Raw genomic sequence first — 18,818 nt, forward strand, 5'->3', positions numbered from 1 at the left:
CCCCTACGATAGATGCGGAAAAGGCGAGCCAGCGGGGCTCGCCTCAAAAGTGCAGGTCAATGTTCGGCTCAGGCCAGGGCGCGGGCCAGCACGATACGGTTGTAGTGACGCTGCAGCAGCTGATAGCCACCCAGCAGGCACCAGACCAGGGCGGGCGCCAGGAACACCGGGTGGGTGGCCAGGCGCAGCATCAGCAGGCCCAGCAGGATCAACGCGAACGGCCGGCTCTCGTAGAGCCACAGCGGCCAGCCCTGCTTTCGCATCAGCCGGTGCTTGTCTGGGCGGCGATAGGCGCCGCGCCGAAACCAGGCCAGCGAACCGGCCAGATAGAGTGCCAACCCGGCCAGCAACAGCCCCGGCTGATCGGCAATCCCCAACAAAAGCAAACCGCAGCCCATGTAGGCAAAGGGCAGCGGCTCATAAATGGCTGATGGCAACATGACTCACCTCGAGTATCAAACTGGCTACATATTAACCCGCAGCCATTTGCTTGCCAGCCTCTGCCCCTATATGGGGGGCCGCATCAGGCGGCCGGTTTGTCCTGCTGCGAGGTGGCCTCGCTGGCGGCCAGCGCCTCGTCCACCTGTTGATCCCGCGCGCCGGTCATGCCGGCCCGTCTGGCCAGCAGATGGTAGATGGCGGGCACCAGCAGCAGGGTCACCAGGGTCGCCAGAGAGAGACCGAAGAAGACCACTGTCCCCACCGACATCCGGCTCTCGTAGCCGGCCCCCATGGAGAGCATCAGCGGCACGGCCCCTATGATGGCGGTGAGCGAGGTCATCAGGATCGGGCGCAAGCGGCGCACCGAGCCTGCGACGATCGCCTCGTCAAACCCCTCGCCGCGCTGGCGCAGCTGGTTGATGAACTCGACGATCAGGATGCCGTTCTTGGTCACCATGCCGATCAGCATGATCATGCCGATCTGGCTGTAGATGCTCATCTCCTGCCCCGTCAGCCAGAGGCCGAGCAGGCCACCGAAGATGCCGAGCGGCACCGTCACCATCACCACCGCCGGGGTCAGCATGCTCTCGAACTGGGCCACCAGCACCAGATAGACCACCAGCAGGGCCAGAGCGAACACCATCACCATCTCGCCCTGGTTGTCGCGATAGTCCTTGGACTCGCCGGCATAATCCACCGTCATGCCGTTTGGCAGGTTGGCATTGGCCCAGCCGTCCAGGTAATCCAGCGCCTCGCCCAGGGTGTGGCCCGGCGCCAGATCTGCAGTCAGGGTCACCGCCTTCTGGCGCTGGTAGTGGTTGAGGCGCTGCGGGCTCGCCACCTGCTTGACGGTGGCCAGGGTCGAGAGGGTCACCATCTCGCCGTTGGCCGCCTTGAGGTAGATGCGGCTCAAGTCGGAGACGCCGTTGAAGTCGCGCTGGTTGGCGCGCAGATAGACGTCATACTCCTCCCCTCTGTCTACATAGGTTGTCTGGCTGATGCCGCCGAGCAGGGCCTGCAGGGAGCTCGCGACGGTGGAGACCGGGATGCCGAGCTGGTTGGCCCGATCCCGCTCTATGGTCACCTGCAGCTCCGGGGTCTTCTCGGCATAGTCGAGATCCGGCGTCTCCATCAGACCGCTCTGGGCTGCCGCCTCTTTCAGGGCCAGCCCTTGCTGATAGAGCTCGGCGTAATCGGAGCCCTGCAGCACGAACTGCACCGCCGCGGTGGAGCCACCGCGAAAGCCCGGCTGGAAGGTGCGGATCATCACATCCGGAATGCCGGCCAGCCGCCCGCTCAGGGACTTGGCGAACTCGGTGGCGGTTTCATCCCGCTCGGCCCAGTCGGTGAGCTGGATGATGGCCATGCCGGTCTGATCGCCGCCGCGGCCGAAGGCCGGGGTGCTGAAGCTCATGGCCTGCACCACCCCCTTGCCAAGCAGCGGCATGATGGCCGCCTCCACCTGCTGCATGTTGCGCTTCATCCGCTCGATGCTGGTGCCCTCGGCCCCCTTGACGAACACGTAGAGCACGCCCCGATCCTCGGTCGGGGTCAGGCTGGTGGGCAACTGGGCAAACAGGGCACCGATGCCGCCCAGGCAGAGCACCAGCACCAGCGGGGTCCAGCGCGAGTGGTGCAGCACCCAGCCGAGCAGCCGGCGGTAGTGGGTCTCCACCCAGCCGAGGCCACGATCGAGCGCCGCCGTCAGCCGGTTGGGCCGATCCACCGAGCGCATCAGCCAGGAGCCCATGGCCGGGGTCAGGGTGAGCGCGATCAGCGACGAGAAGAGCACCGCCAGCGACAGCAGGATGGCGAATTCGGTAAAGAGCCGACCCACCATGCCATCCATGAAAGCGATGGGCACGAACACCATCACCAGCACGGCGGTGGTGGCGATCACCGCAAAGCCCACCTCGCGGGTGCCGTGCCAGGCCGCCAGCAGGGGCGGTTCGCCGCGCTGCAGATGGTGGTGAATGTTCTCCACCACCACGATGGCATCATCCACTACTAGACCGATGGCAAGAATAAGGGCGAGCAAGGTGATGAGGTTGATGGAAAAGCCCAGATACCAGGCGCCGATAAAGGCGGAGATGAGGGAGACCGGCACCGTGATGGCCGGAATGAGGGTGGTACGCCCCTGCCCCAGGAACAGGTAGAGCACGGCCACTACCAGCACGGCGCAGATGGCCAGGGTCTCGTACACCTCGTCGATGGCCTGCTTGATGAAGATGGTGGAGTCGTAGTCGACCTCCAGCGTTGCCCCCTCCGGCAGGAATCGCTGCATCTCGGCCATCTTCTTCTCGACCCCCTGCGCCACCGCCAGCGGGTTGGCGGTGGACTGGGCTACGATGCCTATCCCCAAGCTCTCGCGGCCGTTGCGCTGGTAGGCGCTGTCTTCGTTCTTGGCACCCACCTCCACATCGGCGATGTCAGCCAGATAGATGCTCTGGCCGTTGGCGGCGGTGCGCACCTGCAGCGCCTGGAAATCGGCGGCGGTGTGATAGAGCCGGGCAATCTGTACCGCCATGGTCATACTGTTGTTGCGGATCTCCCCCCCCGGCAGCTCGATGTTCTCGCGCTTGAGGGCATCCTGCACGTCCGCCACCGTGACGCCGCGCGCCGCCATGTCGGCCGGGCGCAGCCGCACGTACATCACCTGGGTCAGATCGCCGGAGAGGGACACCTCGCTCACCCCGTCCACCAAACTCAGGGGATCCACCAATACCCGGTTGGCATAATCGGTCATGGCGGTGCGGTCCATCTGGGTGCTGCTGAAGTTGAGCCAGACCGCCACGTCGCCGTTGCCGTTGTCCTTGGTGACCAGGGGTTCATCCACTTCGTCCGGCAGCTTGGGACGGGCGCGGGAGATGGCGTCGCGCACATCGGAGATCCCCTCCACCATGTTCCAGCCGAGCTTGAACTCCACCGTGATGACAGAGCGTCCCTTGCGGGTCACCGAGTTGATGTTCTTGATGCCGCTGATGCCGGAGAGCTGATCCTCGATGGGCTTGGTGACCTGGCTCTCCATGACGGCGGGGGCGGCCCCCTCGTACATGGTGGTGATGGAGACGGACGGGGTCTGCACGTCCGGCATCTCCCGCACCGTCAGCTTGGAAAACGCAACCAGACCGAACACGGTGAGCAGCGCGCTCAGCACCACCGCCACCAGCGGGCGGCGCACGGAAATATCGGAGAGCCACATCAGCCTTTGACCTCCGCCAGATCGTGCACGCTGACGCCGTCACGCAGGTTGACCAGCCCCTCGACCACGATGCGATCGCCCACCTTGAGCCCTTCGGTCACCCACACCTCTTCGCCATGGGTATCCCCCAGCACCACCGGCACCCGCTTGACCTTGCCGTTGGGTTCGAGACGATAGACGAAGCGCTGCTCGCCGGCATACTCCACCGACTGGGCCGGGATCAGGGTCATCTTCTGTGGTGGCAGGGAGAGTTCGACATTGAGCAGCATGCCGGGGCGCAGCTGACCGTCAGGATTGGGAATGATCACCCGCGCCTTGATGTTCTGGGTATCGTTGGAAACGCGGCTGTCCAGGGTCTCCAGCACACCGCGGAAAGATTGGTCCGGCCAGGCCGAACTGGTCGCCGTCACCGCCATGCCGGGGCGCAGCAGCGAGAGGTAGCGCTCAGGCACCGCCAGATCGAGCCGCAGCTTGGCCAGTTCGTCCAGGTGGAGCAGGGTATCGCCGCTGTTGACCAGGGCCCCTTCGCTCAGATCGATGAGGCTGACCGAGCCGTCGAACGGCGCCAGCAGGGTGCGCAGGGAGAGCTCGTACTTGGCGGCATCGGCGCGGGCCTGAGCCTGGGCGACCGTGGCCTCCTGCCCTTCCAGCTCGGAGGTGGTGATGGCGCCGCGCGCCACCAGCCTACGCATGTCCCGCAGCTTGCGGCTCTCGTCGCGCACGCTGGCGCTCTGCTCGGCCAGCTCCGCCTGCTGCTTGCCGGCGTCGAGGGCGATCAATACGTCCCCCTGCTTGACCTGCTGGCCGGAGCGCACCGCTATCTTGACGATGCGGCCGGTCACCTCGGGGCTTATCACCACGGAACGGTTGGCGGCCAGCTTGCTCACCAGCTTGATGGAGGGTTCGGCCAAGCTCTGGCTGACCGTCTGCGCCCGGATGTTGACCTGACGTGGCTGGGGTTTGCCGGCAGGGGCAAAGTGGCGGTAATACCAGCCGGCGGAAATCAGCAGAGAGAGGCAGGCAAGCACCAGCCAAGTACGCATTTTCATCAAGCAATCCATGAAATTAAGAGAAAAGAGGGCACTTCATCAATGATGGTCACCATGTTACCCCCTGACTATGCCGTGACTATGTATAAATGTGACAAAACGTAACAAGAGTGGGGTGAGATCACCGAAATAGCATCCAGAAGAGATGTTCTCCATGGTTACTACCTAGACTGACAATTGAATCAGTGAAAATCAGGTACGACCGTCAATATGCCAATAACACGCTTTCACAATGCTCTACACCGACAGCATTGGCTGCCTGGTATTGTCGTCATGCTGTTGCTCGCCCTCACCCTCCATCAGACGCTGGAACAGCTCGTCGAATTCAACAAACAAGATTCTCTCCATAGTGCGACTCACTTGCAGTCTCAGTTTAAGCAGATGACAGCCTTCCTCGAAGCCATGCGAGGCCAGGCAGAGGAACGGCTGCGCAGCAATCCGCAGTCGACGCTGACCCGCCAGCTTTATAAGGTCCTTCACGTAGACCCGACGCGAAGATTCTCACTGGATCAGATCCCCCCCGACCTGCCCGTCGGGCTCGTTGGCAATCTGACCGGGCTAGGACCATTGCCTGACCCGGGCAGCGAGCGCGAAGCCAGGATCCACCTGGCATTAAGCCTCTCGCCTTTATTGTCCACCGCCACCAAGTTGCTGAAAGACAAGGTCACCTGGGTTTATTTCACCGGGGCAGATGATTTTATCTATGTCTATCCGTGGGTGCCCTCAAGCCGCTTTCATTTTCAACGAAAACTCTATCAACAATCCTACTGGCTGGATGCCCTGCAAAAGCAAAACCCCAGCCAGCGCGTCATCATATCGCGTCCCTACGCAGATACTGCAGGTAAGGGAATGATGATCACGCTGTCCAAGCCCATAGTGCGGGAGCAGATGCTGGTGGGAGTCATCAGCATGGATATTTTACTCTCACGGCTCGATGAGATGATGAGGGAACACGCACCACGAATTGGAACCCTGTTTCTGGTCAATCAAGATCACCATATTCTGGCCAGCAGCGCGCGGGAGCATAGCCGGGCCCCCAAGCCGGTAGAGGCGTGGGATGGCTATCGCTGGCTCCAGGGGGCGTTTCAGTTCCAGTACGCCATTCCTGACACCGGGCTCACCCTGCTCCATCGCGTCCCTTTGCCTTCCCTGCTGTGGGCCCTGCTCAGTCAGTCCGCACCAACCCTGATCGCCCTCTTCTTCATGGCCTGGGCCGTGCTCGCCAACCTCAAGTCTCGCCGTCTGAACCGGCAGCTGGATTACCTCTCCAGTCACGATGCCCTGACCGGCGCCTTCAACCGCCACTACTTCGACGAGTTCGAGCGCCGCCATCAACAGCGCGGGGGCAGCGTCGGGGTGATCATGTTCGACTGCGATCACTTCAAGCAGGTCAACGACCGCTTTGGCCACGAGGTGGGCGACCAGGTACTGATCCAGCTGGTGCGCCTGTGCCAGCAGCACCTGCGGCGGGAAGATGCCCTGATCCGCTGGGGCGGCGAGGAGTTTCTGCTGCTGGCGGCCAAAGGGGGCGAACCACTCGACCAGCTGGCCGAGCGGTTGCGCCAGCACATCGCCAGTCACCCCTGGCAGGCGCTGGCGCCAGCGCTGGCTGTCACCATCAGCCTCGGCTATCACCACAGCAGCGCCGAGACGCCGCTGCAGGAGGTCATTCGGCGGGCCGACGTGGCGCTCTACCAGGCCAAGGCCAACGGGCGCAACCGCAGTGAACCTTGGCAGGATGACGGCGCCGGCAACTGCGGGTAAGCTGATCCCCTCACTCATGTTCGGAGAGACAAAGTGGCACGAAAACCCCGTGTGGGACTGGCTCTTGGCAGCGGCGCAGCCCGTGGATGGGCACACATCGGCATCATACGGGCGCTGGAGCGGCTCGGTGTCAAACCGGATCTGGTGGCCGGCTGCTCCATCGGCAGCTTTGTCGGCGCCGCCTATGCCGCCGGTGAACTGGACAAGCTGGAGAGCTGGGTGCGCGGCTTCAGCCGCTTGCAGGTGGTCAGCCTGCTCGATCCGGCCCTCTCCGGCGGCCTGTTTCGCGGCGAAAAGGTGTTCGGCATCGCCGCCAACCACTTAGGGGATCCCGCCATCGAGAGCCTGCCGCTCCCCTTCGCCTGCGTCGCCACCGAGCTCGACACCGGCCGCGAGATCTGGCTTCAGCAGGGGCCGCTGCGCCAGTGCGTGCGCGCCTCCTGCGGCATGCCCGGCATCCTGACCCCGACCCGGGTCGACGATCGCTGGCTGGTGGACGGCGCCGTGGTCAACCCGGTGCCCATCTCGCTGGCTCGCGCCATGGGGGCCGAGGTGGTGATCGCGGTCAACCTCAACGCCGACATGCACCAACCCTGGACCGACGAGCCGGACGAGCCGAGTGGCGGCAACCGCTTCAGCCAGTGGTTCAACCGGGGCGACAGCCCCAACACACCCGGCATGTGGAGCGTGATGACCGGCTCCATCAACATCATGCAGGAGCGTATCACCCGCGCCCGGATGGCCGGCGACCCGCCCGAGATCCAGCTCTGCCCGCGCCTTGGCAGCTTCTCCATCATGGATTTCCACCGCGCCAGCGATGCCATCAACGAAGGCGAAGCCTGCGTCGAGCGCAACGCCGATCAGCTCAAGGAAGAGTTGTCTCGCCTCGGCCTCATCTAGCGCGGTTCACCGGATCCGCATCACCAACAAAAAGAGCGCCTTGCGGCGCTCTTTTACTGTGGAAACGGCTGGTCTAGAACAGCCCCAACCCCTTGAGCATCACGATCAGGATCAACAGCGGCGACACGTAACGGATGATGAAGAAGAGCGGCTTGAGGATGGCCAGCTCCAGCTCGCCACCGTTGGTCAGCGCCTCCTTCATCCGCTCGAAACCCCACACCCAGCCCACGAACAGGCAGAGGAAGATGCCACCAAGGGGCATCAATACGTTGGAGGAGACGAAATCGAACAGGTCGAAGAAGGTCTTGCCGGCGATATGAACGTCCGCCAGCGAGCTGTTGGAGAGCGCGCAGGTCGACCCCACCGCCCCCAGCACCAGCAGGTTGAGCAGGGTCGCCTTGGGGCGGCTCATGTGGAATCGCTCGGAAACCACCGAGACCGGCACTTCCAGGATGGAGAGCATGGCACCGGTGGCGGCGATGGCGGAGAGCACGAAGAACAGCACCATGAACAGGTGGCCAAACGGAATGCTGGCAAACACCGCCGGTATGGTGATGAAGAGCAGGGAGGGGCCGGCAGTGGGCTCAAAGCCGAAGGCGAATACCGCCGGGAAGATGGCGATGCCGGCCAGCATGGAGACAAACAGATCGGCGCACATCACCCGGAAGGTGGTCAGCGGGATATTCTGATCATCCCGAAAGTAGCTGCCATAGGTCATCATGCAGCCCATGCCGATGGAGAGTTTGAAGAAGGCGAGCCCCATGGCGGTCAGCACCACCCCGGCGGTGATCTTGGAGAAATCCGGCGAGAACAGAAAGTGCAGCCCCTGGCTGGCACCGGGCAGGGTCAGGCTGCGGATGCCAATGACCAGCAGCAGGATGAAGAGCACCGGCATCAGCTTCTTGGTGACCGCCTCGATCCCCTTGGAGACCCCCATCAGCAGGATGCCGCCCATCAGGATAAGCACCAGCCACTGCCAGAGCAGGCTCTGCAGCGGGTCGCTTATCAGCGCCCCGAAGGCCGCCCCGGTCACCTTGGGATCGGTCGACAGGATGGAGCCGTCAACGGCCTTGAAGATGTAGGCAAAGACCCAGGCCGCCACTTCGGAGTAGAAGGACATGATAAGGAAGGCTGCCAGCACGCCCATGACCGCGATCAACCACCAGGGCTGCCCCTTGGGAGCCAGCTTGCCGAGGGTGGTAACGGCGTCGGACTTGCCTTTGCGGCCCAGCATGATCTCCGAGATCATCACCGGCAGGCCGACCAGCAGCGTCGCGATCACATAGACCAGCAGGAAACCGGCGCCGCCGTTTTCGCCCGTCAGGTAGGGAAACTTCCAGATATTTCCCAGCCCGACGGCTGAGCCCAGGGTGGCGGCAAGAACGCCGAATTTGCTGGTAAAGCCATCTCTGGCCTTGGGGGTGATTTGACTCATGCTTGTCTCACTGTGCGCATCATGCGAGGGGTACTGCTAATTTTAGCGGTCGGAATTTTCTGAGGATTGATTCGGCTTGCCAAGGTATTTTCGTGAAAAGCCTTGGTGAGAGCACAATTAGCCAAATTTAATTAAATTAATTAGATATTTGATGGATAAAAAATGCCGCCTCGAGGGCGGCATTTTTGTCAGGGCTCAATCAGCTCAAGCCTTGGCAATATCGTCCGGGCCGATCTGGCCGATCTCGGCGACTTTCTTGTCAGCCAGCAGCCAGAGGGTGAACTTGTGCAGTTCCGGGTGGTGAGCCAGGGCCACCAGGAAGGCGCCACCAACTTCACGATAACCCAGCTCATAGTTCTTCAGGGTGGTCGGGGGAACGCCCAGCAGATCAGCAAACTTGGGACGGCTCAGGCCGACTGCTTCACGGATCTGACGGATCTTCTTACCAACAGTTACGATATTTGAATTCATATTGTTCCATACTCCGTACGGCGGATTGACTCCACCTTTATTTTTCGCGACGACTCGTAGTCAAGTGTATCAGTTTTGAACGGACTCGTTATGGTCGAGTCTCTATCTTTAATCAGCGTCTTTCGACGACAACCCTTGCAAACATCGGGGATGGTAATCGCTCAACCGCCTCAGGTAAACAGTCTCGAAAAGAAACCTTTATTGTTGCCACAGGAATTACTCGTATAATCCGCGGGCTATCCCTTAAGAGTAAGAACCCATGGCACTTCCCGGCATAATCTCCTGTTTACACCCGGTATCCTCCCCCGCAGAACTCAGTCGCCAATTGCAGCAGGGCCAGCAGACACGCGCCGAAGCCTTCTGGTTGCCCGCCGCCCTGCACGATCAGGCGGCAGCAGTTTTGGCTGCGCTGGATGACAAGAGCAGCCTGTTTCTCGACCAGCCCGTTGCCGGACTTTCCCTGCGCAGCCACGATGGTGTCATGCAGGAAGCGGGAACCCTGTTGCTTGGCAATGGCCAGCAGCTGACACTGGCCAGCACAAGAGGGGATGGCGGTCTGGTCCCCACCAGCGCGCTTGCCGAGATGGCCGACTGGCTCGAGGCGGGCCACCGCCACTTTTGCTGTTCAGCTGCAGTACAGCCTGTGGCCCGGGCCATCCTCAATATCTGGCCCCTGGATCCCTACCTGGCCCGGCATTTTTTGGTCAGTTTTACACCCTTACTGTGCGAAGCAACCGAGGCCGATTATCTGGCGGTGTTCCAGGCGAGGGAATCTCCCGCCATGGCGCAATCTGACTGGGTTCAGGCCTATATGAAACTCGAAAAGAGACTGCACAGATCCTATTTGGATCACTAATTAATCTGGATAAACAGCCAGTTACCCACACGACACAATCTGCCATATGGATTATGTGTGAGCTTGATCATGTTTTGAATTAGGCATAGAGTGCGCCACGTCATCGGAATGACACCGGCTGTTCGTGAAGGGGTGAACCATTGTTTTTGCAATGTCCCCCGCTCGCTAGTGCACCAGGAATGCGTGCCTCCCGGAAGGAACCGGGATCCCTGCCAGACTCAACGCTGTTGTTCGGCAGAGCCTGCAGCTTACATAAATTAAAAAGTGCGAAGCACGTGAACAACGTGCCATCTCAACGAGGATTTTTTTATGATGAAAATGGCTCCTTCCCTGATCGCCATCGCCATGGCTGCCATGGGTGCAACTGCCGCTCACGCCGCTGACGACATCTACTTCGGTGCCGGTGCCGGTGCTGCCCACTTCAACGGTCTGAACAAGATCGGTGGTGGCGGTTACGCTGGTACTGAAGACGCTGCTGCTGCCAACGCCTTCGTCGGTTACAACTTCACCGAAAACTTCGGTACCGAATTCGGCTACCAGTACGCTGGCCGCGGCAACACCGACGGTCTGCGTTACGAGAACCAGGGTGCCACCCTGTCCGGTATCGCTCGTCTGCCGCTGGGCGGCGACTTCTCTGCTTTCGCTGAAGGCGGCGCCTACTGGGCTCACACCGACGGTCTGGGCACCAGCGACACCAAAGTATCCCCGCTGGCTGGCCTGGGCGTGACCTACAAGGTCAACGACGCGCTGGATCTGCAAGCTCGCTACCGCTACATGTGGGACGTGGCCGACCTGCACGCAGGCGACGCCCCGGACGACGTACGCTACAAGTCCAACCAGAGCGTTGCGACCCTGGAAGCCGTATACCACCCGTTCCGTACTTCCTACGTAGCTCCGGCTCCGGCTCCGGTTGTTGAAGAAGCCCCGGCCCCGGCTCCGCAGGTAGTTGAGAAGAACTTCGCCCTGAACTCCGACGTGCTGTTCGCCTTCGGCAAAGACAGCCTGAAGCCGGAAGGCGTTGCTGCCCTGAACGCTCTGTACCAGCAGATCGTTGAGTTCCAGCCGAAAGATGGCAACGCTGTTGTCGTTGGTTACACCGACCGTATCGGTTCCGACGCCTACAACCAGAAGCTGTCTGAAGCCCGTGCCCGCACCGTTGCCAACTTCCTGGTCAGCAAGGGTATGGCTGCCAGCAAGGTTGCCATCGAAGGCCGCGGCGAAGCCAACCCGGTTACCGGCACCAAGTGCAACGGCGTGAAAGCCAAAGCTCAGCTGATCTCCTGCCTGGCTCCGGACCGTCGCGTAGAAGTTCGCGTATCTGGCGTACAAGAAGTTCAGAAGTAATCTGACTTAGTTCAGATAATGCGAAAAGGGGATGCCACGGCATCCCCTTTTGTTTGCCCGCCGCCTGTTTTTGAGAAAAAACACAGCAACCAGCGTCACTTCCTGTCAAATCGTTTCCCCCGGCTTCCTTCTCCATAATCACCGCAGCGCCGCGCCAGTGCTGGATATCTGTACAGAAACTTGATCCGTGCGAGTCAAAAGAATACAGTAAACCCGCTTGTAAGGTATTGGATGAACTATTAAAAGTGCATTCGGCCCGGTTAGTTGTCCATGAAGCCAAGGCTTCGTGAGTATCCAGGAACCATCTCTTTTTTCATTCAGACCAACCGTGGTTCACCATGGAGGTCGCAGTGAGACTGTCATCTGCGGCCGGTATAACTGAAAGAGTGCGCAGTACGCCCTAGCACGGCAAACTCAACGAGGATAAAACGATGAAAATGAAAATGGCACCCACCCTGATTGCTCTGGCCATCGCAGCCATGGGCACCACCACAGCTCAAGCCTCCAACGACTGGTACACAGGTATGGGCGCAGGTTGGGCTTATGGTCACGATCTGGACGACTTCGGCAAAGACGCAGACAAGGACGCCACCGCGCTCTCCCTGTTCGGCGGCTACAACTTCAACGAGAACTTCGGCGCCGAGCTGGGTTACCTCTATGCCGGCAAAGGCGGCGTTGACGGCGTTGACTTCAAGACCCAGGGCGCGACCCTGTCCGGTCTGGCCCGTCTGCCGCTCGGCGACATCTTCTCCGTGTTTGCAGAAGGCGGTGCCTACTTCAACCACGTCAACGGCAACGGCAGCAGCGACAACGGCACAGCCCCGCTGGCCGGTCTGGGCGTGACCGCCAAGCTCTCCGACCTGCTCGATCTGCAAGCCCGCTACCGCTACATGTGGAACCTGGGTGACGAGCAGAAGACCTGGGAAACCGACATGAGCGTGGCCACCCTGGAGCTGGTGATGCACCCGAACCGCACCACCTATGTGGCCCCTGTGCCCGCCCCGGCACCCGAGCCCGTTCCTGAGCCGGTGATGGTCGACAAGAACTTCTCTCTGAGCTCGGACGTGCTGTTTGCCTTCGGCAAATCCACTCTGAAGCCGGAAGGTGTGGCCGCCCTGAACACCCTGTATCAGCAGATCGTCGACGTACAACCCAAAGATGGCAGCGCCGTGGTCGTCGGTTACACCGACCGCATCGGCTCCGAAGCCTACAACCTGAAGCTGTCCGAAGCCCGTGCCCGCACCGTGGCCGACTTCCTGGTCGGCAAGGGTCTGCCGGCTGGCAAGGTCTCCATCGAGGGTCAAGGCAAGGCCAACCCGGTCACCGGTACCCAGTGCAACGGCATCAAGGCCAAGGCTCAGCTGATCTCCTGCCTGGCGCCGGATCGTCGCGTTGAAGTGCGCGTCACCGGTGTACAGCAAGTTCAACAGTAAGTCGTCAGCCCGCTGACCATGAAGGAGGCCATCAGGCCTCCTTTTTATTCCCCTCGCCAGGCCCGCCATCCTAGTCCGCTTTTGTGCGCATTTCTGTGCACATTTCCTGCCAACCTGCCCCGTCAGCTGGTTAAACGCTCTGCATCACCTATAAATAGTGGTGGTTGTACTCAACAGGGCTTGCGCCCTACTACACCAGCATCGACGAGGATACGCGATGAACATAAAAGTAAAACCGGTTTGGATTGCATTGGCATTGGCGGCCACGGGTGCCCAGGCGGCGCCGGACAACGACTGGTACGCCGGGGTGGGTGGCGGCTGGGCCATCGCTCACGATCTGGGTGACTTTGGCAAGGATGCGAGCAAGGACGCCACCGCGCTCTCCCTGTTCGGCGGCTACAACTTCACCGAGAACCTGGGGGGTGAGCTGGGTTACCTGTCGACCGGCAACTGGGATGTGCAGGGCAATGACTTCAGCAGCCAGGGCGCCACCCTGTCGGTGATTGGGCGGCTGCCGCTGGGGGATATCTTCTCGGTGTTCGCCGAGGGGGGCGGTTACCTCTACCACGTCAAGTCCGTCAACGGCGGTGACAACAACCTGGCTCCGCTGGCCGGTCTCGGCCTCACCGCCAAGCTGCACGACTGGGTCGACATCCAGGCCCGCTACCGCTATCTGGTCCGGGTCGGCGACGATCCTGACAACGACAAGGTGGGCAGCGGTACCCAGCGCTGGGTCAGCGACATCAGCACCGCCACCCTTGAGCTGGTGATCCACCCCAATCGCAGCAAACCGGTCGAACCGGCCCCCGCCCCCATGGTCGTTCCCCCGCCACCGCCCGCCCCCGAGCCGGTGGACCAGACCTTCAACCTGAGCTCGGACGTGCTGTTTGCGTTCGGCAAGGCGGATCTCAAGCCGGAAGGGATGCAGGCACTCGACTCGCTCTACCAGCAGATCGTCGACGTCCAGCCCAAGGATGGCAGTGCCGTGGTGATGGGTTACACCGACCGCATCGGGTCGGATGCCAACAACCAGAGGCTGTCGGAGGCCCGCGCCAGCACGGTCGCCAACTTCCTGATCGGCAAGGGGCTGCCCGCCGACAAGGTGAGCATCCAGGGCAATGGCGAGAGCAACCCGGTCACCGGCAGCCAGTGCGATGCCATCAAGGCCAAAGCCGCCCTCATCGACTGCCTGGCTCCGGATCGCCGGGTGGAAGTGCGGGTCACCGGTACCCAGGGGAGCGCCGCGCCCACCGCACCTGAGATGCCAGCAGAGCAGTGAACCCGGCCGAGCAGAGGGCCGGACGTGTGACCAGGTGCAGATGACTGCGAGCCGGCCAGCAAGCCCGCCACGCCATGCACAAAAAAGGGATGCCGAGGCATCCCTTTTGCTTTGCGCCTTTGCGCAGGATCAGAAGGAGGTACGGCGATAGCGGCGGTACTCGGGGCGCCAGAAGTTCGCCTCGATGGCCTGATCGATCACCTCGTCCGGGGTCTGCACCGCCTTGCCCTGCAGCATGGCGGTCTTGGCCACCATCTTGGCGATGTAGCGGGAAACCTCATGAATGTCCGCCAGATCTGGCAGCAGGGAGCCCTCCTCCCCCTTCACCAGCGGTGAGCACTCCGCCAGCGCGCGGCTGGCCGACATCAGCATGGCGTCGGTCACCCGGGTGGCGCCTGCGGCTATCACACCAAGGCCAATCCCCGGGAAGATGAAGGAGTTGTTGCACTGGGCGATGACGTAGCGCTTGCCCTTGTACTCCACCGGTGCAAACGGGCTGCCGGTGGCCACCAGCGCCTGACCGTCAGTCCAGCGGATGAGGTCGGCCGGGGTGGCTTCCACCCGGGAGGTGGGGTTGGAGAGCGGGAAGATGATGGGGCGGGCACAGTGCTTGTGCATGGTCTTGACCACCTCTTCGGTGAACAGCCCCGGCTGGCCGGAGACCCCGATCAGGATGTCCGGGCGACCGTGCTCCATCACCTCCAGCAGGGAAATGTTGTCCCCCACCGGCCAATCGGCGATGCGTTCCACCGGCTGGGAGAGACGACGCTGGAAGTCGAGCTGGTTGGGGATCTTGTCGGTGATGAGACCGAAGCGGTCCACCATGAAGACCCGGCCGCGCGCCTGGGCATCGGTCAGCCCCTCGGCCTTCATCTGCGCCACTATCTGTTCGGCGATGCCGCAACCAGCGCTGCCCGCGCCGAGGAAGGCAACCCGCTTCTCGGAGAGCTTGGCGCCGGAGGCCTTGCAGGCGGCGATGAGGCTGCCGAGGGTCACGGCGGCGGTGCCTTGAATGTCGTCGTTGAAGCAGCAGAGCTCGTTCTTGTAGCGATTGAGCAGCGGCATGGCGTTGTTCTGAGCGAAATCCTCGAACTGCAGCAGGATGTCGGGCCAGCGGCGCTTGACCGCCTGAATGAAGGCGTCGACGAACTCGGCATACTCTTCGCCCGAGATGCGCGGATTGCGCCAGCCCATGTAGAAGGGGTCATTCAGCAACTGCTGGTTGTTGGTGCCCACGTCCAGCACCACCGGCAGGCAATAAGCTGGCGAGATGCCACCGCAGGCGGTGTAGAGCGACAGCTTGCCGATGGGAATGCCCATGCCGCCGATGCCCTGATCGCCGAGGCCCAGGATCCGCTCACCGTCGGTGACCACGATCACCTTGACGTTCTGCTTGGTGGCGTTTTGCAGCATGTCATCGATCCTGTCCTTGTCCGGATAGGAGATGAACAGGCCGCGGGCGCGGCGATAGATGTTGGAGAACTCCTCGCACGCCTTGCCGACGGTCGGGGTGTAGATGACCGGCAGCATCTCGGTCAGGTGGTTGGTCAGCAGCCGGTAGAAGAGCGTCTCGTTGGTGTCCTGGATGTTGCGCAGGTAGATGTGCTTGTCCATGTCGTTGCCGAACGCCATGAACTGACGGTAGGCCCGTTCGGCCTGCTCTTCGATGGTCTCGATATTCTGGGGCAGCAGGCCTTCGAGGTTGAAGTTGCTGCGCTCTTCGCTGGTGAAAGCGCTGCCCTTGTTGAGCAGCGGGGTCTCCAGCAGGGCCGGACCGGCATAGGGAATGTAGAGGGGACGTTTCTGGTTATTATCTTCAAACATGGATCGGGTACCTAAACGATGACCTGGACGAAGGAGTCCGCCGATCCTATGGGCTTGCGCCGTTAATTTCAAAGAGTTTGCACATCCGTTGCAAAAGGTTTGCGACCCAGGCGACGAAAGGCGCCAGGGGTCAGACCAGTGAGCCGGCGAAAGCGGTTGGCAAAGTTGGCGCCGTCGCTGTAACCGACCCGGCCGGCCAGCTCACCCAGCGGCCAGTTGGTATAGAGCAGCAGCTGGCGCGCCTTGTTCATACGAAGCTCGGTGAGCCAGGCCATGGGGCTCATGCCGAACACCTGCCGACAGAGCCGGTGCAGGTGGGGCACCGAGCAGGCCATCTGATCGGCCAGCAAGGCCACACTCCAGGGCTCGTCGAGGCGTGCCTCCACCCGCCGAAACAACGCCTGCAACCGGATCTCGGGGGTGCCGCGCACCTCCCCCTGCAGGGTACGCTCCAAGAGCGCCAGCAGCAGGCTCAGCAACTGGGGCTGCAGCGGTGAACGCACCCCCTCCCCCTGCATCAGGCTGAGCAGATGATAGAGCGGCTCCCCCTCCTCCCCCTGCCAGATGCGGTGACCGAGCCGGTGCAGGTGCTGCCAGCGCGGCACGTCGTCAAGCAGGATCCAGCTGGTGCGCCACTGCGCCCCCACCAGCTTGAGGCCGCCCGGCACTGCCGCCGGCAAGAAGATGAGCGAACCGGCCGGGATGGGCTGCTCGCCGTCATCGGTGAGCAGGGCCCCCCCCTCGTCGTGGCTCACCATCAGGATGTGAAACTCAGGCCGGTTGCGGCGGATCAGGTAGTGATCGCGGATGTGCGACAGCCCGGTCAGGAAGATGCCCGCCTCCCCGAGCAGTGGCAGCCCTTCGCGCCCCAGCATTCGCTCCTCGCAGGCCGGGGCGATTTCCAGACACTCGCTGACAAACGGCATAGCACCTCAACAGGATAGTTTTGCACAAGAAAGCCGAGAGAGGCTCACAGTGAAGCCACCCGCTACTCCCCCTATCATACCCATGACAAACCTTGCTTTTTATCTACCCGGTTAACATAAATGAATTATTGGCAAGCGATTTTAAAACAAACCACCGATCGTGAGTTCATGACCCGATTGTGGCGGCTGGCCCTGCCGGTCTCGCTGCAATCCATGATGTTCTCCCTGCTCGGTCTCATCGACATCATGATGGTGAGCCAGCTTGGCACCACGGCTGTGGCGGCGGTCGGCTTGGGTAACCGGGTCTTCTTCTTCAATCTGCTGGTGATAGCGGGCCTCTCGGGCGGGGTCTCGGTGTTGGCGGCACAATATTACGGTCGCGGCGAGATGGCCGGGGTGCGCCGCTCGCTGGCGCTGGCGCTGGTGGGGGCCCTGGCGGTGAGCCTGCCATTTGCCCTCGTCTACCTGCTCTCACCTGGCAGCGTGCTCGGCTTTGCCAGCCAGGAGCCCGCGCTGCGCGAGCTGGCGGACGAGTTTTTGATGATCACCGGCGCCACCATCCTCTGCACCGCCGTGGTGGTGCCGCTGGAGTCGGCGCTGCGCTCGGTCGGCAATGCCGCCGCCCCCACCCGCATCGGCATCATCGCCATCATCGCCAACGTCATCCTCAACTACGCCCTCATCTTCGGTCATTTCGGCTTCGAGGCGATGGGGGTGGCCGGCTCGGCATGGGGTACCACGATTTCGCGGCTGCTGCAGACTGCACTGCTGCTGTGCTATGTGTGGCGCATCGAACCCCGCCTGATCCCGCGTAAGCAAGACTGGCTGGCCGCCTTCAAGCGCAAGGAGGTGGTGCGCTTCACCCTGATCGCCCTGCCGCTCCTGTTTCACGACGGGCTCTGGGCCTTCGGCATGCTGCTCTACGGCTTTCTTTACGCCCACCTTGGCACCGACTCGCTGGCCATCATGACTACCCTCGGCACGCTGGAGAGCATCCTCATCTCCCTCTTCTTCGGGTTGGCGGTGGCCTGCTCCACCCTGCTCGGCCACCGGCTCGGGGCGGAGGAGTACGAGGTCGCCTGGCAGCACTCCCAGCTCTTCCTGCTGCTTGCCCCCATCGGTGCCCTGCTGGTAGGGATCGCGGTCTGGCTGCTGCAGACCCACCTGCTGCAGTGGGTCGGCAACCTGCCGGGCGAGCTGATGACAGAGGCCGGCCAGGTGCTCGCCATCCTGTGTCTGGGGATGCTGCTCAAGGTGTTCAACATGGTGGGCATCGTCGGGGTGCTGCGCTCAGGCGGGGACGTCAACTACAGCATCTTCATCGACATCGTCGGCATGTGGTGCATCGGCCTGCCGCTCGCCTGGGGGGCGGTCAACCTGCTCGGCTGGTCCCTCTCCTGGGTGGTGGCGGTGATCCTGCTGGAGGAGCTCAGCAAGATGCTGCTGGTGCAGCGCCGCATCCGCCAGCGCCGCTGGCTGCGCAATCTGGTGCTGGGATAAGGGAAGAGAGCAAAGCGGGAAAATGCGGGGTCATATCAATGACAGAAAATCCCGCTTTGCAGTATGCTGGCCCCCTCTTCAATCAGAGGCAGGGCCGACCCTTATGCCCCCTGCCCAGTAGTCGTTTAAGGAGACGAGCATGCAACCACAAAAAGAGCTGATCACCGAGACTGCCCTGCTGGAGATGGCCAACAAGATCATCAAGGAACACGAAGACTTCATCCACGGCATGCGTGCCGATTCGGTGGAGCAGAAGGGGGAGATCCTGGTGTTCAAGGGGGAGTTCTTCCTGGCCGAAGATGGTACCCCGACCGGCAAGACCATGGCGGTGTTCAACATGTTCAAGCTGCTGGCCCAGCAGCTCTCCGGCAAGTACCAGCTGGGCTGAGCCCCC

At 62.0% G+C, this 18,818-nt stretch carries 15 protein-coding genes; 8 read left to right on the plus strand and 7 right to left on the minus strand.

Features of this window, described 5'->3' with window-relative positions:
* Positions 1-68 precede the first annotated feature (68 nt).
* The 3 genes from AB5Y98_RS08545 to AB5Y98_RS08555 form a co-directional block, all read right to left on the minus strand.
* Complete coding sequence (locus AB5Y98_RS08545; protein WP_208201455.1) at positions 69-440, minus strand: hypothetical protein; 372 nt, start codon at positions 438-440, stop codon at positions 69-71.
* A gap of 83 nt (positions 441-523) precedes the next feature.
* Complete coding sequence (locus AB5Y98_RS08550; protein WP_368231741.1) at positions 524-3,643, minus strand: efflux RND transporter permease subunit; 3,120 nt, start codon at positions 3,641-3,643, stop codon at positions 524-526.
* Entirely contained in the window at positions 3,643-4,692 is a 1,050-nt protein-coding gene (locus AB5Y98_RS08555; RefSeq protein WP_242526965.1) for an efflux RND transporter periplasmic adaptor subunit, read from the minus strand. Before AB5Y98_RS08555 ends, AB5Y98_RS08550 begins: the two co-directional genes overlap by 1 nt.
* 306 nt (positions 4,693-4,998) lie before the next feature.
* On the opposite strand from AB5Y98_RS08555, the gene AB5Y98_RS08560 reads away from it, so the two are divergent.
* Positions 4,999-6,456, plus strand: coding sequence for a diguanylate cyclase (locus tag AB5Y98_RS08560; protein ID WP_368231755.1), 1,458 nt, complete (start codon positions 4,999-5,001; stop codon positions 6,454-6,456).
* Between the two features lie 33 nt (positions 6,457-6,489).
* Complete coding sequence (locus AB5Y98_RS08565) at positions 6,490-7,356, plus strand: patatin-like phospholipase family protein (RefSeq protein WP_005298608.1); 867 nt, start codon at positions 6,490-6,492, stop codon at positions 7,354-7,356.
* A 73-nt stretch (positions 7,357-7,429) separates the two neighbouring features.
* Here the strand turns inward: AB5Y98_RS08565 and AB5Y98_RS08570 are convergent, their stop codons facing one another.
* Entirely contained in the window at positions 7,430-8,791 is a 1,362-nt protein-coding gene (locus tag AB5Y98_RS08570) for a sodium-dependent transporter (RefSeq protein ID WP_368231742.1), read from the minus strand.
* A gap of 204 nt (positions 8,792-8,995) precedes the next feature.
* Complete coding sequence (locus AB5Y98_RS08575; protein WP_005298604.1) at positions 8,996-9,262, minus strand: DNA-binding transcriptional regulator; 267 nt, start codon at positions 9,260-9,262, stop codon at positions 8,996-8,998.
* Between the two features lie 259 nt (positions 9,263-9,521).
* Between AB5Y98_RS08575 and AB5Y98_RS08580 the strand changes: the two genes are divergently transcribed.
* From AB5Y98_RS08580 to AB5Y98_RS08595, 4 genes are all read left to right on the plus strand, one after another.
* A complete protein-coding gene (locus tag AB5Y98_RS08580; protein WP_201880463.1) occupies positions 9,522-10,118 on the plus strand; it encodes a hypothetical protein in 597 nt (198 codons plus the stop codon).
* Positions 10,119-10,427: 309 nt separating this feature from the next.
* Positions 10,428-11,462 (plus strand): OmpA family protein, encoded by a 1,035-nt coding sequence (locus AB5Y98_RS08585; protein WP_017766527.1) that lies wholly within the window; start codon positions 10,428-10,430, stop codon positions 11,460-11,462.
* A gap of 431 nt (positions 11,463-11,893) precedes the next feature.
* Positions 11,894-12,895 carry a porin OmpA gene (gene ompA, locus AB5Y98_RS08590; protein WP_005298595.1) on the plus strand — a complete coding sequence of 334 codons (1,002 nt, stop codon included), beginning with the start codon at positions 11,894-11,896 and terminating at the stop codon, positions 12,893-12,895.
* Between the two features lie 217 nt (positions 12,896-13,112).
* Entirely contained in the window at positions 13,113-14,174 is a 1,062-nt protein-coding gene (locus tag AB5Y98_RS08595) for an OmpA family protein (protein WP_274182305.1), read from the plus strand.
* A gap of 129 nt (positions 14,175-14,303) precedes the next feature.
* On the opposite strand, the gene AB5Y98_RS08600 is transcribed toward AB5Y98_RS08595, so the two are convergent.
* The gene (locus AB5Y98_RS08600) at positions 14,304-15,998 is read right to left on the minus strand and encodes an NAD-dependent malic enzyme (RefSeq protein WP_005298591.1); all 1,695 of its coding nucleotides are present in this window, start codon (positions 15,996-15,998) and stop codon (positions 14,304-14,306) included.
* A 68-nt stretch (positions 15,999-16,066) separates the two neighbouring features.
* Entirely contained in the window at positions 16,067-16,924 is an 858-nt protein-coding gene (locus AB5Y98_RS08605) for an AraC family transcriptional regulator (protein WP_065018206.1), read from the minus strand.
* Between the two features lie 120 nt (positions 16,925-17,044).
* On the opposite strand from AB5Y98_RS08605, the gene AB5Y98_RS08610 reads away from it, so the two are divergent.
* Entirely contained in the window at positions 17,045-18,424 is a 1,380-nt protein-coding gene (locus AB5Y98_RS08610; protein WP_054545327.1) for an MATE family efflux transporter, read from the plus strand.
* A gap of 139 nt (positions 18,425-18,563) precedes the next feature.
* The gene (locus AB5Y98_RS08615; RefSeq protein WP_005298586.1) at positions 18,564-18,812 is read left to right on the plus strand and encodes a YciN family protein; all 249 of its coding nucleotides are present in this window, start codon (positions 18,564-18,566) and stop codon (positions 18,810-18,812) included.
* Positions 18,813-18,818: the final 6 nt, after the last annotated feature.

Source organism: Aeromonas sp. s3, from assembly GCF_040907805.1.
Classification (GTDB): domain Bacteria; phylum Pseudomonadota; class Gammaproteobacteria; order Enterobacterales; family Aeromonadaceae; genus Aeromonas; species Aeromonas dhakensis.

Bases quoted from the DNA above. Each gene is read 5' to 3' on its own strand.
- AB5Y98_RS08605 (WP_065018206.1), bottom strand. From the start codon at position 16,924: ATGCCGTTTGTCAGCGAGTGTCTGGAAATCGCCCCGGCCTGCGAGGAG.
- AB5Y98_RS08575 (WP_005298604.1), bottom strand. From the start codon at position 9,262: ATGAATTCAAATATCGTAACTGTTGGTAAGAAGATCCGTCAGATCCGT.
- AB5Y98_RS08580 (WP_201880463.1), top strand. From the start codon at position 9,522: ATGGCACTTCCCGGCATAATCTCCTGTTTACACCCGGTATCCTCCCCC.
- AB5Y98_RS08570 (WP_368231742.1), bottom strand. From the start codon at position 8,791: ATGAGTCAAATCACCCCCAAGGCCAGAGATGGCTTTACCAGCAAATTC.
- AB5Y98_RS08610 (WP_054545327.1), top strand. From the start codon at position 17,045: ATGAATTATTGGCAAGCGATTTTAAAACAAACCACCGATCGTGAGTTC.
- AB5Y98_RS08615 (WP_005298586.1), top strand. From the start codon at position 18,564: ATGCAACCACAAAAAGAGCTGATCACCGAGACTGCCCTGCTGGAGATG.
- AB5Y98_RS08555 (WP_242526965.1), bottom strand. From the start codon at position 4,692: ATGAAAATGCGTACTTGGCTGGTGCTTGCCTGCCTCTCTCTGCTGATT.
- AB5Y98_RS08585 (WP_017766527.1), top strand. From the start codon at position 10,428: ATGATGAAAATGGCTCCTTCCCTGATCGCCATCGCCATGGCTGCCATG.
- AB5Y98_RS08600 (WP_005298591.1), bottom strand. From the start codon at position 15,998: ATGTTTGAAGATAATAACCAGAAACGTCCCCTCTACATTCCCTATGCC.
- AB5Y98_RS08595 (WP_274182305.1), top strand. From the start codon at position 13,113: ATGAACATAAAAGTAAAACCGGTTTGGATTGCATTGGCATTGGCGGCC.
- ompA (WP_005298595.1), top strand. From the start codon at position 11,894: ATGAAAATGAAAATGGCACCCACCCTGATTGCTCTGGCCATCGCAGCC.
- AB5Y98_RS08550 (WP_368231741.1), bottom strand. From the start codon at position 3,643: ATGTGGCTCTCCGATATTTCCGTGCGCCGCCCGCTGGTGGCGGTGGTG.
- AB5Y98_RS08545 (WP_208201455.1), bottom strand. From the start codon at position 440: ATGTTGCCATCAGCCATTTATGAGCCGCTGCCCTTTGCCTACATGGGC.